General features: G+C 49.6%; 13 protein-coding genes. 10 read left to right on the forward strand and 3 right to left on the reverse strand.

Annotated features, from left to right (window positions below; all coding sequences use genetic code 11):
- Positions 1 to 45 precede the first annotated feature (45 nt).
- Complete coding sequence (locus tag L4D19_RS15560; RefSeq protein ID WP_428453190.1) at positions 46 to 531, forward strand: low molecular weight protein-tyrosine-phosphatase; 486 nt, start codon at positions 46 to 48, stop codon at positions 529 to 531.
- A 57-nt stretch (positions 532 to 588) separates the two neighbouring features.
- Here L4D19_RS15560 and L4D19_RS15565 read toward each other — a convergent pair whose 3' ends face one another.
- Together L4D19_RS15565 and rne are read right to left on the reverse strand one after the other, a co-directional pair.
- Positions 589 to 2145, reverse strand: a complete 1557-nt coding sequence (locus L4D19_RS15565; protein WP_428453191.1) for a SulP family inorganic anion transporter — start codon at positions 2143 to 2145, stop codon at positions 589 to 591.
- A gap of 258 nt (positions 2146 to 2403) precedes the next feature.
- Entirely contained in the window at positions 2404 to 5652 is a 3249-nt protein-coding gene (gene rne, locus L4D19_RS15570; protein ID WP_428453237.1) for a ribonuclease E, read from the reverse strand.
- Between the two features lie 446 nt (positions 5653 to 6098).
- Between rne and rluC the strand changes: the two genes are divergently transcribed.
- Complete coding sequence (gene rluC / locus L4D19_RS15575) at positions 6099 to 7043, forward strand: 23S rRNA pseudouridine(955/2504/2580) synthase RluC (RefSeq protein WP_428453192.1); 945 nt, start codon at positions 6099 to 6101, stop codon at positions 7041 to 7043.
- A 127-nt stretch (positions 7044 to 7170) separates the two neighbouring features.
- On the opposite strand, the gene L4D19_RS15580 is transcribed toward rluC, so the two are convergent.
- Entirely contained in the window at positions 7171 to 7752 is a 582-nt protein-coding gene (locus L4D19_RS15580; RefSeq protein ID WP_428453193.1) for a Maf family protein, read from the reverse strand.
- Positions 7753 to 8113: 361 nt separating this feature from the next.
- Between L4D19_RS15580 and yceD the strand changes: the two genes are divergently transcribed.
- The 8 genes from yceD (at position 8114) to fabF (ending at position 14459) form a co-directional block, all read left to right on the forward strand.
- Positions 8114 to 8632 (forward strand): 23S rRNA accumulation protein YceD, encoded by a 519-nt coding sequence (yceD, locus tag L4D19_RS15585; protein ID WP_428453194.1) that lies wholly within the window; start codon positions 8114 to 8116, stop codon positions 8630 to 8632.
- 19 nt (positions 8633 to 8651) lie between these two features.
- A complete protein-coding gene (gene rpmF / locus L4D19_RS15590; RefSeq protein ID WP_006231206.1) occupies positions 8652 to 8822 on the forward strand; it encodes a 50S ribosomal protein L32 in 171 nt (56 codons plus the stop codon).
- Positions 8823 to 8831: 9 nt separating this feature from the next.
- Complete coding sequence (gene plsX / locus L4D19_RS15595) at positions 8832 to 9857, forward strand: phosphate acyltransferase PlsX (RefSeq protein ID WP_160650323.1); 1026 nt, start codon at positions 8832 to 8834, stop codon at positions 9855 to 9857.
- 5 nt (positions 9858 to 9862) lie between these two features.
- On the forward strand, positions 9863 to 10819 hold the full coding sequence (locus L4D19_RS15600; RefSeq protein WP_428453195.1) for a beta-ketoacyl-ACP synthase III: 957 nt from the start codon (positions 9863 to 9865) through the stop codon (positions 10817 to 10819).
- Positions 10820 to 10987: 168 nt separating this feature from the next.
- Positions 10988 to 11911, forward strand: a complete 924-nt coding sequence (fabD, locus tag L4D19_RS15605; RefSeq protein WP_428453196.1) for an ACP S-malonyltransferase — start codon at positions 10988 to 10990, stop codon at positions 11909 to 11911.
- 95 nt (positions 11912 to 12006) lie between these two features.
- Positions 12007 to 12741, forward strand: a complete 735-nt coding sequence (gene fabG, locus L4D19_RS15610) for a 3-oxoacyl-ACP reductase FabG (protein ID WP_075765331.1) — start codon at positions 12007 to 12009, stop codon at positions 12739 to 12741.
- 157 nt (positions 12742 to 12898) lie between these two features.
- Positions 12899 to 13135 carry an acyl carrier protein gene (gene acpP, locus L4D19_RS15615; RefSeq protein ID WP_007467184.1) on the forward strand — a complete coding sequence of 79 codons (237 nt, stop codon included), beginning with the start codon at positions 12899 to 12901 and terminating at the stop codon, positions 13133 to 13135.
- Positions 13136 to 13220: 85 nt separating this feature from the next.
- Entirely contained in the window at positions 13221 to 14459 is a 1239-nt protein-coding gene (gene fabF, locus L4D19_RS15620; RefSeq protein WP_160650317.1) for a beta-ketoacyl-ACP synthase II, read from the forward strand.
- The last annotated feature ends 12 nt before the right edge of the window (positions 14460 to 14471 follow it).

Genomic DNA, 14471 nt, shown 5'->3' on the forward strand with positions numbered 1-14471 from the left:
AATCAATTTTTATTGCCAGGGAGGATATTATCATTGGAAATTGATATGTCTAATAATACCTACAAGGTACTTGTGGTCTGCATGGGAAATATTTGTCGTTCTCCGTCTGCGGAAGCGGTTCTTCGTGCTAAAGCGGCAGAAAAAGGGGTTGAGTTGGAAGTCGACTCGGCAGGAACAATAGGTTATCACCAGGGAGATAAGCCTGATCCGCGTGCGCAGGCTGCCGCCGAGGCGAGGGGCTATAGCTTTACGGGAATTCGCGCCCGTCAGGTGAAAGCCAGTGATTTTGAGCAATTTAACCTTATTCTGGCTGCAGATAAGGCTAACCTAAGAGATTTGCAGGCGATTTGTCCGTCGGAATACCAGAATAAATTGACGTTGTTTCTTAGCTATTCATCGGGTGATACCAGTGAAATTCCGGATCCCTATTATGGCGGCCTGAATGGCTTCGAGCATGTACTGGATTTAATCGAAGAGGCGACAGAGAATCTGCTTGAAAAGATTTGGCCTGTTACCGAGTCTGGTGGTTAATGCCTAACCAGTATAAAAACGCCCGCAGTTGCGGGCGTTTTATTTTGAGAAGGTTGATTACCCAAGGGTATCGGTTGCAACCTTGTAGGTTGGGTCTTCCAGCATGTTGACCTCAACCAGGTTACCAGCTTTCTTGAGCAGAGAACGACATTCTGGGCTCAAGTGACGAATATGCAGTGTTTTGCCCAAGCTTGCGTAGCGTTCGGCAACCGTATCGATAGCTTCGATGGCTGAATGATCCGATACACGAGAGCCAGCAAAATCGATAATAACGTCGCTAGGATCGTTTTTGGCATCGAACAGCTCAAGGAAGTGGGAGGCCGAACCGAAGAATAGCGGGCCGTTAACCGCATACACTTTGGAGCCTTTTTCGTTGGTGTGGCTTGATGCGTAGATGTGCTTGGCATGATCCCAGGCAAAAACAAGTGCTGAGTAAATGACACCAACGATAACTGCGAGCGCCAGATCCGCTGCAACGGTAACACAGGTTACCAGGATGATAGCGAAGAAGTCGTGTTTTGGTACTTTACGCGCCATTTTAAAGCTTGCCCATTCGAAGGTACCGATGACGACCATGAACATGACACCAACTAGTGCTGCCAGCGGGATCATTTCAATTAGCGCAGAACCGAACAGGATGAACAGCAGCAGACCAACAGCACCGGTGATACCGGACAGACGACCACGGCCGCCTGAGTTAATGTTGATCATTGATTGGCCGATCATGGCACAGCCACCCATTGCACCGAATACCGAACAGGTGATGTTCGCAACGCCCTGGCCCACACATTCGCGGTTACCCTGGCCACGAGTGCCTGTCATTTCATCAATAACCGTCAGTGTCAGGAGTGATTCAATCAGACCAACAGCTGCCAGTATCAGTGAATACGGCAAAATGATCTGCAGCGTTTCCATGTTGAAGCCAACATCAGGCACGGCAAACGTTGGCAGGCTGCCTGCAAGGGTAGCATTCGCATCACCACTCATGCTGCGAACAAAATCGACAACAGTGCGTGAGTCAAGATCCAGGCCATGTACCAACGCGGTTACGGTAATGATAGCAACCAGCGAAGAAGGCACGGCAGTCGTGACCTTAGGCAGGAAGTGGATAATAAACATGGTCAGGGCAACAAGGCCAAGCATGATGAAGAGCTGTGAGCCTTGCATCCACTGCATTACGCCTGCGGCATCAGGAACCTTAAACTGGCCCAGCTGAGCCAGGAAGATAACAATCGCCAAACCGTTAACAAAACCGATCATAACCGGATGGGGAACCATTCGGATAAACTTACCCAGTTTGAATACACCCGCAAGGATCTGCAGTACACCAGCTAGCATGACAGCAGCGAAAAGGTATTGGATACCGTGTTCAGCAACCAGGCTTACCATTACAACAGCCATCGCACCTGTCGCACCAGAAATCATACCCGGACGACCACCCAATACTGCAGTGACCAAGCCAACGATGAAGGCAGCATAGAGGCCAACCATTGGGTCGACACCTGCTACAAAGGCAAAGGCTACGGCTTCAGGTACTAGGGCCAGGGCAACGGTGAGCCCTGAAAGTACGTCATTTTTGACGGATTGACGCGAAAATTGTGGGAATTCAAACATTTTCTTTAGTTTTGTTCCGGTTCGGTTATATAAAGAGCGTACGAAAGACGCGGATCCTACAGAAATCTGTGATTTAGTTCAACTTTCAAGCGTGATCTGAGCACATAATTATCAATAACTATAGGAAACTTTGATGTCAATTAGGTTAATTGTGAAAATTCGGTTTAATTTTCATTTTTGATTGCAACAGAGAAAAGGTAAAAAAAAGCCATGCTATTAGCATGGCTTTTTGACTCACTTAGTTGTGATTTTTCTGACTTAGTCCATCGAAGGCTTCGTCATCGGTGCCGTTGCAACATTGGTTGCCGTTTGGCTGCCAGCCTGGCGGGTTGCAAGTCGCTCTTCACGGAGCGGTGCTAAAGCAACGACAGGGGCATCAGTACTTTCTTTTGCCGGAGCCGGTGCTTTGGCCATTGGAGCAATGGCATGTCGACCACGTGGTGATGTGGCGGTGACAATAGCGCCTTCAGTCGCTTCTTTAGCCGGAGTTTCTACCGGAGCGGAAGCTTCTGTTTTCTCAGCAACAGCGTCTTCAACAGTAACTTCGGCAACAACAGCTTCCTCAACCGCGGCTTCGGCGGCTTCTGGCGCTTTGGCGACTGTGCTTTCGACAGCAGCTGACTCAACAGGCGTACTTTCTACTACGGCCTCAGCAGCGCTTTCTTCCGTTACCGCTTCTGCCTTCACAGGTTCACGGAGTGGGAAGGCTTTACCCATTGCAAGCTCTGGCATGGCTACGCCACCCAGTGCTGGTGCTGCTGCTTCAACCTCAGTCTCGGCGACTGGTTGTTCTGGAGCTTCTTCTTGAGCGACAACGGCCTCAACAGCAGGTTTAGGTGCAGGGGCCCACACTTTGCCCATTGCCATTTCCGGAGAGGCAACACCAGAAGCTGGACGGTTAACTTTTGGCTTCTCAACCACAGTAACCACATTTTCCATGTCGTTCAGTGCATCAGTTGCTTCTTCGACAGCGTGACCGACGGCTTCGGTTACCGCGTTATCGACGTTTTCGCCTTTCTCAGGACGAGTATCACGAATACGACGACGACGCTGACCGCTTGCACGCAGGTGACGTGGAGAGCGGCGGTTACGACGCTGGCCGTTTTCCTGCTCACCGTTTTGCTCTGCCTGCTCTTTGGCTGCCAGAGTTTTCTCGGTCTGAGGTTCCTGAGCCAGAGCTTCCTTAGCTACTGCTGTACCCAGTTCCTGCAAAGGAGTGGCTATCTTCTGCTCTTCAGCAGTTGCTTCTGCTTGCTGCTGAACAGGGGCAGCTTGCTGCTCATCACCGATACGGATTTTCTTACGTAGCTGACGGCGCTGGCGACGCTGTTTGATTTTCGTTGCCTTCTCTTGCTCTTGCTCTTGCTCACGCTTTTCTTCCGCAGCAGGCTTGCCAGCTTTGTTTTGCTGGGCTTCCTGACGGCGTTGTTGCTTCTGTGCCTGAATTTCTTCGCGGCGAGACTGACGTTTCTGCTCTTTCGCTTCTTCGTCACGTGGCTGACGCTGCTGCTTGACCGGCTTATCCAACTGCTGTTGACGGTCTTGCTTTTGTTTGTCACCGCGACGGCGCTGCTGGCGTTGTTCACGTTGTTCACGTTGTTCGCCACTGCGGCTATCACGTTCAGTGTCGTGGCGCTTGCGGCCCTGGCGGGAACCGTCTTTGCCTCGGCGGTTATCCTGACGCTTGTCCTGACGTTTGTCTTGGCGCTCACCGCGACGGCCGTCACGGCGGTTGCGCTTGCCCTGAGTTTCTTTCGGTTGCTGCTCAGTTTCCTGTTCTGCAGGGCCCGAGAAGAGGTTGGCAATGGCTGAGAAGAGACGGCTGAAGATGCTAGGATTGTCCTCGGCTTTCTTCGCTACCTCTTTCTGAACCGGTGCTTGTTTCTTGGCTGCGGCTGGTTCTTGAGGTGCAGCAAAGCCTTGCAGTACCGGCTCTTCACGTTTCTTCACGATACGTTCTTGCTGTGGCGCTTCAGCTGCTTCTGCTTCTTTCAGTGCTTCGATTGCACGTGGTAGGTGATAAGACAGGGTATCTTGCTCGTCACCGCTACGGACACGCAGAACTTCAAAGTGCGGAGTATCCATTTCTGCATTTGGCACGATGATAGCGCGCACATCATGAGATTTTTCAATGTGCTGTACAGAGCGTCGTTTTTCGTTGAGCAGGTAGGAGGCTATTGCTACCGGCACAATCGCTACCACCTGTGAGGTGTTGTCTTTCAGTGCCTCTTCTTCAATCAGACGAAGAATAGACAATGACAGAGATTCGCTATCACGAATAACACCGGTACCAGAACAACGCGGACAGACGTGATGGCTCGCTTCTGCCAGAGATGGGCTCAGGCGCTGGCGAGACATTTCAAGCAGGCCGAAACGTGAAATACGACCAATCTGCACACGGGCACGGTCCATACGAACGGCTTCTCGCAGGCGATTTTCAACTTCACGCTGGTGGCGTACTGGGGTCATATCGATAAAATCGATCACCACCAGTCCGCCCAAGTCACGAAGACGTAGCTGACGAGCGATTTCATCGGCAGCTTCAAGGTTGGTTTGCAGCGCCGTTTCTTCGATGTCACCGCCTTTGGTTGCACGGGCGGAGTTGATGTCGATAGAGGTCAGGGCTTCTGTCGGATCGATAACAATCGAGCCACCGGAAGGCAGGCGAACTTCGCGCTGGAACGCGGATTCGATCTGGTTCTCTATCTGGTAGTGATTGAACAGCGGTGTTTCGCTGTGCTCATACAGTTTGACACGGGACAGGAAGTCCGGGCGTACCTGCTGGATATGATCACGGGCACGGTTAAAGATTTTCGGGCTGTCGATGACAATCTCACCGATATCACGGCGTAGATAGTCACGGATAGCACGGGCAATAACATTACTTTCCTGGTGGATCAGGAAAGGTGCCGGTGCAGAATCTGCCGCATCTTTTACGCGTTCCCAGTGGTTGAGCAGGTAGTTCAGATCGTATTCCAGATCTTCAGCTGACTTGCCCACACCCGCGGTACGTACGATCAGGCCCATTCCCTGAGGTAGCTCAAGCGTGCTGAGTGCCGCTTTTAGCTGAGTACGCTCTTCACCTTCGATACGGCGTGAAATACCACCGGCTCGAGGATTGTTAGGCATCAGCACCAAGTAGCTACCGGCAACAGAAATGAACGTTGTCAGGGCTGCCCCTTTGTTGCCACGCTCTTCCTTGTCGACCTGAACGATAACTTCCTGGCCTTCTTTAAGCACTTCCTTGATGTTAGGACGGCCTTGGTAGCTGTAGTCGGCAGGGAAGTAATCTTTGGCAACTTCTTTCAGTGGAAGGAAACCGTGGCGCTCAGAACCATAGTCAACGAACGCTGCTTCCAGGCTTGGTTCGATGCGGGTAATGCGACCTTTGTAAATATTTGCTTTTTTAGATTCGTGGCCAGGGCTTTCGATATCAAGATCAAAAAGCTTCTGCCCATCAACTAATGCGACGCGCAACTCTTCCTTTTGAGTTGCGTTAATCAACATTCTTTTCATTATATTGTACTCGTTTTTGTCGTTGTACTAGCGACTCGATTAGCGAGTTTGTACTGGCGGCGCCTGACTCCAAGTCTGATAACAAATGCAGCCTCACGGCTGGAATTCAGGAGTGCTATCTGGCAACACGTATTGTCCAACAGTATCAAGATGATTAGATCAGGAAATATACAGCTGGCATCACCGTTTCACGCGGCGGTATCTATCACACCAATAAAAAATCTATAATCGAGCAAGCTAAAAAACACTCCGGAGATAATAACGTCTTACGCCATTTGCTGCGCTTCTCGCCAGAGCTGTATGAATAATAGTCAGTTAGGTGATATTCTGTTCACCGTGTTACAAAAGTAGGCAAGTTTTCCTACTCCTGCACGCAATGATAGCAGGGTGACTTTTTTGCGGCAATCTGCTTTGCATGCGTGATACAATCAAAACCTATGAAAGATGATAAACCAAAAGTGCAATTCATCGAGATTACTGATGACTATGCGGGCCAGCGGATCGATAACTTTCTCCGTGCTCGGCTTAAAAACGTTCCAAAAAGTATGATTTACCGTATTTTGCGTAAGGGTGAGGTTCGAGTAAACAAAAAACGTATAAAACCTGAATATAAATTGCAGGATGGTGATCTTGTGAGGGTACCGCCGGTGAAGGTGCCGGAAAAAGAAGATCAGGCGCCGGTCAGTACCAAGCTCAATAAAGTTGCCGAGCTGGAGTCTTGCATTATTTATGAAGATGACCAGATGCTGATCCTTAACAAGCCATCGGGAACTGCGGTACATGGCGGTAGTGGTTTGAAGTTCGGTGCTATCGAGGCCTTGCGTGCACTTCGTCCCGATGCCCGTTTCCTCGAGCTTGTCCATCGGATAGACCGAGATACCTCGGGGATACTGTTGGTGGCTAAGAAGCGCTCTGCATTGCGCCAGCTGCAGGAGCAATTCCGTAACAAGACGGTACAGAAATACTATTTTGCCCTGGTGATGGGCGAGTGGAAAGCCAGTTGCAAAAAAGTAACTGCACCGCTAATGAAAAACGAAGTGAACAGCATTGTACGCGTTAACCCGAACGGTAAGGCGTCGGATACGCGCTTTAAAGTGATTGAGCGTCTTGAGCAGGCCACGTTGGTGCAGGCTAGCCCGGTAACGGGCCGAACCCATCAGATCCGTGTTCACTGCCAGTACACCGGTCACCCTATTGCCTGGGATGATCGCTATGGTGATCCGCGTTTTGATGCGTATACGAAAAAATCGGGCCTCAATCGACTTTTCCTTCATGCGGCCAACATTAAGTTCAAGCACCCTAAAACGGAAGAACTAATGGACATCAACGCCCCGATGGAGCCGATGCTGACCAGAGCCATTGAGCAGCTACGGAAAAAATAGCGGCAGAGAAAAGGCGACTGAAAAAGCTGCGCTGAATAGAACGGGCCTATGGTGTTTGCATTGACTAGGGCGAGAAGCTGATTTTGGCTTCTCGCCTTCTTATTTATTGGGACGCTTGTTGCCCTGATTACAAAATCGCTATCCCTTGCTTGGCGAGCATGTCGCGCAGGGCAATCAGTGGCAGGCCAACCAGGGTATTGGGATCCCGGCCCTCTAGTTTGTCAAACAGGGCAATGCCAAGCCCTTCGCTCTTAAAGCTGCCGGCACAGTTCAGCGGGGTTTCTCGCTGGATATAGTTTCGGATTTCCTGCTCGGTCAATGTTCTAAAGTGAACATGGAAGGGTTCGCAGATCACGTCGCTATCGCCAGTTACTGCATTATATAGACACAGGCCGGTATAGAAGGTGACGACTTGGCCACTTGCAGCCTGTAGTTGCCGGAAGGCGTTATCGGATGTATGCGGCTTGCCGACAATATGGCCGTTGATGACGCATACTTGATCCGAGCCGATAATCAGATGCGTTGGGTAATCCACTGCGCAGGCTTTGGCTTTGGCTTCGGCCAGCCGGGTTACGAGCTGCTCGGCAGTTTCATCGGGATGGGCCGTTTCATCAGTGTCTGGGCCAGCCGTCTCGAACGGGTATTGTAGCTTCTCTAGCAAGGCTTTTCTGAAGGGGGAGGTTGAGGCCAGGAGCAAAGGTTGAGTCATAGTTGTACCAAGATTATATGGGATTGTGTTAGTCTAGCGGCCGAATTTAAATGGGCCATCTTTGCAGTTAGACGGGCTAATGTAAGAAATGCAGCCAATAATTTCAAACTCGCACCATACTGAAGGTGTGTCTGTCTAGTAATGGGTCTGGTTTTGTTTTAGTCACCTTTTGTGTGTTATTTGACCGCTTATATTACGAGGGTCAACTTGTTGTGAGTCAGGCAGATAACAGACAAAAAGGCGGAAATGTCCTCGATTGACCAAGCAGGTTTAATTGCAGCTAAGTGAATTGGCTAAATGCTGTTAATTCGCGCACATTTCCTTTGACTCAAACTGATTAGAAGGCTAATATTCGCGCCCTATGCAAAAGGTAAAATTGCCGCTAACGGTTGATCCGGTTCGCGCAGCTCAGAAAAAACTCGACTATGATGGCATCATCAAAGCCGATTTGCTTGAGCGTTTGGCCGAGTCAACACAGAGCGTAACACGTGATGCAAACGTCACCTTATCATTTGACTTTGACCAACGTCACCTTGCATTTATGCGCGGTAGTGCAGATGTTGAAGTGATGTTGACCTGTCAGCGATGCCAGGAAGGGTTCAATCACACTTATCGTGTTGAATTCTGTTACAGTCCGCTCCTCAAACCAGAGGAAGTTGATGAGTTTCCGGAAGCTTATGAGCCGGCTGACGTCGACGAAAACGGAGAGATTAACCTGATTCAAATCGTCGAAGACGAATTGATTCTGGAATTGCCTCAAATTGCCATGCATGAAGACGCTGACTGTAAGGCCAGTGGAAGAAGCATGACATTTGGTGAGATCCCCGTTGCTGATGAGCGTCCGAATCCGTTTGCAGTATTGAAAAAACTAAGTAAGTAATTTAACAGGAGTAGGGTTAATGGCCGTACAAAAGAGCAAAAAATCACGTGCAGCACGTGGCATGCGTCGTTCTCACGATGCACTAACAACTGCAGCTGTATCTGTAGATTCTGCAAGTGGTGAAACTCACCTACGTCACCACGTAACAGCTGACGGTTTCTACCGTGGCCGCAAGGTTATCAACAAATAAGGTTGAACCTTGAGTGGTCTAACCGTTGCACTTGATGCAATGGGCGGGGACTTCGGTCCTCAAGTAACAGTGCCTGCCTCCGTGCAGGCATTGTTGCAATACCCAGAGCTCAAAGTTATTCTTTTTGGTGATCAAAGTGCGATCACGTCTCAACTGTCCCTTCTAAACCAACTTCAACACCCTCGACTCAGTATTGTTCATTGCGAGCATGTTATTGCCAATGAAACCCGGCCTTCCCAAGCATTGCGCAGCAGTCAGGGAACGTCGATGCGTATGGCGTTAGATAGTGTTTCCGACGGCCAGGCTGATGCCTGTGTCAGTGCCGGAAATACCGGAGCTCTGATGGCCCTTTCGCGCTATACCCTGAAACAGCTCCCCGGTGTTGACCGTCCTGCGCTTGTAACTGCCATTCCGACCAACACCGATAATAAAACCTGGTTACTGGACTTGGGAGCAAACGTATCCTGTGATGCAGATACTTTGTTTCAATTTGCCGTAATGGGGGCTGTGCTGGCCGAGCAGGAAAACAACGTTTCACCTCGGGTCGCGTTGCTTAATATTGGTGAGGAAGAGATTAAAGGTAATGATTTAGTCAAGCGTTGCGCCGAAATGTTGGCAAACTCACCAGACATAAACTATATCGGCTATCTTGAAGGTAACGAATTATACAGTGGCCGCGCCGATGTCATCGTGTGTGATGGTTTTGTCGGCAACGTGAGCCTAAAGACCAGCGAAGGGGTCGCCAATCTATTCATTGACAGCATTAAAAATGCCATAAGCACTAACCCACTGAAGCGTTTAGTTGCCAAGTGGTTGTTTAATGACCTATTCATCAGTCTTAAACAGTTGAACCCCGACCAGTACAATGGCGCAAGTCTGTTAGGATTGCGCGGTATTGTGGTCAAAAGCCATGGAAGTGCTGATGTTGCCGCTTTTTCTAATGCAATTGGTGAAGCGGTGCACGAGGTCAAACGGCAAATACCGACAAAAATCAGTGACCGTTTGGAAGAAGTCTTACTCGAGAGGCATTATTAGTCTTCATGTATAGCAAAATTTTAGGTACCGGCAGCTACCTGCCAGCACAAGTACGTTCTAACGCCGACTTAGAACAAATGGTTGATACCACAGACGAATGGATCGTAGCACGTACCGGTATTAGTGAGCGTCGAATTGCATCTGCAGATGAAACTGTAGCTGTAATGGGATATCAGGCATCTTTAAACGCCATCGAAATGGCGGGCATTGATAAAGATGACATTGATCTTATTATCGTAGCGACTACCAGTGCGAGTCACTCATTTCCGTCTGCGGCCTGCCAGGTCCAGGGAATGCTGGACATCAAAGGTTGCCCGGCATTCGATATTGCAGCTGCGTGTTCAGGTTTCGTCTATGCCCTGAGCGTTGCCGATCAACACATCAAAACCGGTATGGCCAAGAACGTCTTGGTTATCGGATCTGATGCGCTTTCCCATAAGTGTGATCCGGATGATCGTTCGACGATCATTCTTTTTGGCGACGGTGCCGGCGCCGTGGTGGTTGGCGCAAGCGAGGAGCAGGGTATTATCTCGACGCACCTGCATGCCGATGGCCATTTTGGCGGACTGTTAAGCCTTGCTATTCCGGATCACGGCCAAAACTTCAGCGATGACAAATGGTTGTACATGGCTGGCAACGAAGTCTTCAAGGTCGCGGTAACTCAGCTGTCAAACCTTGTAAAAGACACCTTGGCTGCCAATAACATGGACAAGTCAGAACTAGATTGGCTGGTACCGCACCAGGCAAACCTGCGTATTATCTCGGCAACGGCGAAGAAACTGTCGATGTCGATGGATCAGGTGGTGGTAACCCTTGATCGTCATGGCAATACGTCTGCGGCAACGGTCCCGACGGCACTCGATGAAGCTGTTCGTGACGGTCGGATCCAGCGTGGCCAGACCTTGTTGCTTGAAGCCTTCGGTGGTGGTTTCACCTGGGGCTCTGCATTGGTGAAATTCTGATTCGAGTGAAGAATTAGATTAAACCGCTGATACGCATTAAATTAATTTGTAGCTATTCGCTTTCTGCTTTATTGCCGTGTGTCGGCTTGTGGTTAGCAGCTTGCTTTGTCACAGCGAATAGCTCGTCAATACACTGAATAATCAGTAATAACGAATAAGGATTCTCGAATGTCTAAGTTCGCGATTGTATTCCCGGGACAGGGCTCTCAGGCTGTTGGTATGCTAGCCGAGCTGGCTGAGCAGTTTGAGGTTGTAAAGCAAACTTTTGCCGAAGCCTCTGATGCACTGGGCTATGACCTATGGGCACTAGTTCAGAATGGTCCTGCAGAAGATCTAAACCAGACACACCGCACTCAGCCTGCACTGCTGACCGCTTCCGTTGCGATCTGGCGTGTATGGCAAGAGCAGGGTGGTGAGCAACCAGCGGTACTTGCTGGTCACAGCCTGGGTGAGTATTCAGCACTAGTATGTGCTGGCGTTATCGATTTCAAAGAAGCGGTAAAACTGGTTGAGCTTCGCGGCCAGCTAATGCAGGAAGCGGTACCAGCAGGTGTTGGTGCAATGTCTGCAATTATCGGTCTGGACAATGACGCGATAGCCAAAGCCTGTGAAGAAGCGGCTGAAGGCCAGGTTGTTTCCCCGGTTAACTTTAACTCTCCGGGCCAGGTGGTTATTGCGGGTAATAAAGAAGCGGTAGAGCGTGCCAATGTACTGTGTAAAGAAGCAGGTGCTAAGCGTGCACTTCCACTGCCTGTATCTGTGCCGTCACATTGTGAGCTAATGAAACCAGCCGCGGACAAGCTGGCTGTTGCGCTAGAGAATCTTGAGTTCGCTGCGCCTTCAGTTCCTGTGATCAATAATGCAGATGTGGCAACAGAAACTGATCCTGCGGCAATCAAGCAGGCATTGGTTAAGCAGCTATATGGACCTGTTCGCTGGACTGAGTCTGTTGAGCGTATGGCGGAAGAAGGCATCGAGCAACTGCTTGAAATGGGGCCGGGCAAGGTACTTACCGGCCTGACTAAACGTATTAATCGCGCGCTTGGCAGTGCTGCAGTCAACGATCCGGCTAGCCTGGACGCTGCCAAGTAAGATTGTGGCCTGCTTCTGGGTGCCATTTGCTTTGGGCAGAATTGGCGTTAACAGGAAAAGGCGGGCTGCATACTATTTATAGAAGAGGAATGACAATGAGCCTGCAAGGTAAAGTTGCTCTGGTAACGGGTGCGAGCCGTGGTATCGGTCGTGCTATCGCAGAAATTCTGGTTGAACGTGGTGCGACGGTAATTGGTACGGCGACGTCAGAAAGCGGTGCGGAAGCCATCAGTGCATATTTGGGTGACAACGGTAAAGGCCTGGCGCTGAACGTGACATCTCCTGAGTCAATTGAAGCTGTACTGAAAGAAATCAAAGCGCAGTACGGCGATGTTGATATCTTGGTCAACAACGCGGGTATCACCCGTGATAACCTGCTTATGCGTATGAAAGATGACGAGTGGCAGGACATCATGGATACTAACCTGACGTCTATCTTCCGCCTGTCTAAAGCTGTGTTGCGTGCGATGATGAAAAAACGTCACGGCCGTATTATCAGTATCGGCTCTGTGGTAGGTACTATGGGTAATGCCGGTCAGACTAACTATGCAGCAGCAAAAGCAGGCTTGATTGGCTTTACTAAGTCGATGGCACGCGAAGTTGCGTCACGCGGCATTACGGTGAATGCGGTTGCTCCTGGTTTTATCGAAACAGATATGACTAAAGCCCTGAATGATGACCAGCGTGCTGCTACACTTGCAGGTGTTCCTGCAGGTCGTTTGGGTGATCCGCGTGAAATCGCGGCAGCGGTCGCATTTTTGGCGTCAGAAGATGCTGGTTATGTAACCGGCGAAACACTGCATGTTAACGGCGGCATGTACATGATTTAAACAAAAAAGTTGCATAACTTGATGACACAAGTCAAACTCATCTTGTTTTCACTGAAAATCGTGGTTTGACCAGCGTGTTGAGTATTGCAACTTTTGCAGTAATGAATAAACTACAGCAAATCGCATTAGCGAATTCTTGTTTTAAGGAAATAGATTAATGAGCAACATCGAAGAACGCGTAAAAAAAATCATTGTTGAGCAACTGGGCGTAGACGAAGCAGAAGTTAAAAACGAAGCTTCTTTCGTTGACGATCTAGGTGCTGATTCTCTAGATACTGTTGAACTAGTAATGGCTCTTGAAGAAGAATTCGATACTGAGATTCCAGACGAAGAAGCTGAAAAAATTACTACAGTTCAAGCTGCTATCGACTACGTTGTTGGCGCATCTGAGTAATTAAGAACTCCCTCCAGGCGGTCACCATGACCGCCTGATTTTATTTCGAACCCTGTTTTATCCTCAATTCCCGGAGAAATTAATCGTGTCAAAGCGTCGCGTAGTTGTTACTGGCATGGGTATGCTATCACCGGTTGGCAATTCTGTTGAGTCTTCATGGAAAGCTCTACTGGCCGGCACCAGCGGTATTAGCAATATCGAACATTTTGATGCTAGCGCATTTGCTACTCGTTTTGCCGGCATGGTCAAAGACTTCAACTGTGAAGAATACATGACCAAAAAAGATGCCCGCAAAATGGACTTGTTCATTCAATACGGCATTGCAGCAGGCGTACAGGCGTTAAAAGACTCTGGCATTGAAGTGACTGAAGAAAACGCCCCACGTATTGGTGTGGCTATCGGTTCTGGCATTGGTGGTCTAGGTCTTATTGAAGCTAACCATCTGTCACTGATGGAAAAAGGTCCGCGCAAGATTAGCCCGTTCTTTGTTCCGTCAACGATTGTAAACATGATCGCAGGCCATATGTCTATTATGCATGGTCTTCGTGGTCCGAACATCGCTATTTCTACGGCATGTACAACTGGCCTTCACAATATTGGCCACGCTGCGCGTATGATTGCTTACGGCGATGCAGATGCAATGCTAGCTGGTGGTGCAGAAAAAGCATCAACTCCGCTAGGTATGGGTGGCTTCGCTGCGGCGAAAGCACTGTCTACCCGAAATGATGATCCTCAAGCTGCCTCTCGTCCGTGGGATAAAGACCGCGACGGTTTCGTACTGGGTGACGGTGCCGGTATGATGGTGCTTGAAGAATACGAGCACGCCAAAGCGCGTGGCGCGAAAATTTATGCAGAGCTAGTCGGCTTTGGTATGAGTGGTGATGCGTACCACATGACTTCACCAAGTGCAGACGGTTCTGGTGGTGCACTGGCGATGGAAGCTGCGATCCGTGATGCGGGTATCAATGCTGAAGAAATCGGCTATGTGAATGCTCACGGTACATCAACACCAGCTGGCGACGTAGCAGAAACGCTTGGTATTAAGCGTGCTATGGGTGCTGCGGCTGATAAAGTTCTGGTTTCGTCGACTAAGTCGATGACTGGCCACCTACTGGGTGCTGCTGGTTCTGTCGAATCAATCATTACTGCAATGACATTGGTCGATCAGGTCGTTCCACCGACGATCAACCTGGACAACCCTGATGAAGGCTGTGATCTGGATTATGTTCCAGGTGAAGCACGTCAGGTTAATCTTGAATACGCACTGTGTAACTCGTTCGGCTTCGGCGGTACGAATGGTTCGCTGCTATTTAAGAAAATCTAACAATAACCTGTT

This window comes from Photobacterium kasasachensis, from assembly GCF_050336885.1.
Classification (GTDB): Bacteria; Pseudomonadota; Gammaproteobacteria; order Enterobacterales; family Vibrionaceae; genus Photobacterium; species Photobacterium kasasachensis.

Coding starts and splice junctions, on each gene's coding strand:
- L4D19_RS15560 (WP_428453190.1), top strand. CDS start 46: ATGTCTAATAATACCTACAAGGTACTTGTGGTCTGCATGGGAAATATT.
- rne (WP_428453237.1), bottom strand. CDS start 5,652: ATGTTGATTAACGCAACTCAAAAGGAAGAGTTGCGCGTCGCATTAGTT.
- L4D19_RS15600 (WP_428453195.1), top strand. CDS start 9,863: ATGTATAGCAAAATTTTAGGTACCGGCAGCTACCTGCCAGCACAAGTA.
- fabD (WP_428453196.1), top strand. CDS start 10,988: ATGTCTAAGTTCGCGATTGTATTCCCGGGACAGGGCTCTCAGGCTGTT.
- rluC (WP_428453192.1), top strand. CDS start 6,099: ATGAAAGATGATAAACCAAAAGTGCAATTCATCGAGATTACTGATGAC.
- acpP (WP_007467184.1), top strand. CDS start 12,899: ATGAGCAACATCGAAGAACGCGTAAAAAAAATCATTGTTGAGCAACTG.
- L4D19_RS15565 (WP_428453191.1), bottom strand. CDS start 2,145: ATGTTTGAATTCCCACAATTTTCGCGTCAATCCGTCAAAAATGACGTA.
- rpmF (WP_006231206.1), top strand. CDS start 8,652: ATGGCCGTACAAAAGAGCAAAAAATCACGTGCAGCACGTGGCATGCGT.
- fabG (WP_075765331.1), top strand. CDS start 12,007: ATGAGCCTGCAAGGTAAAGTTGCTCTGGTAACGGGTGCGAGCCGTGGT.
- yceD (WP_428453194.1), top strand. CDS start 8,114: ATGCAAAAGGTAAAATTGCCGCTAACGGTTGATCCGGTTCGCGCAGCT.
- L4D19_RS15580 (WP_428453193.1), bottom strand. CDS start 7,752: ATGACTCAACCTTTGCTCCTGGCCTCAACCTCCCCCTTCAGAAAAGCC.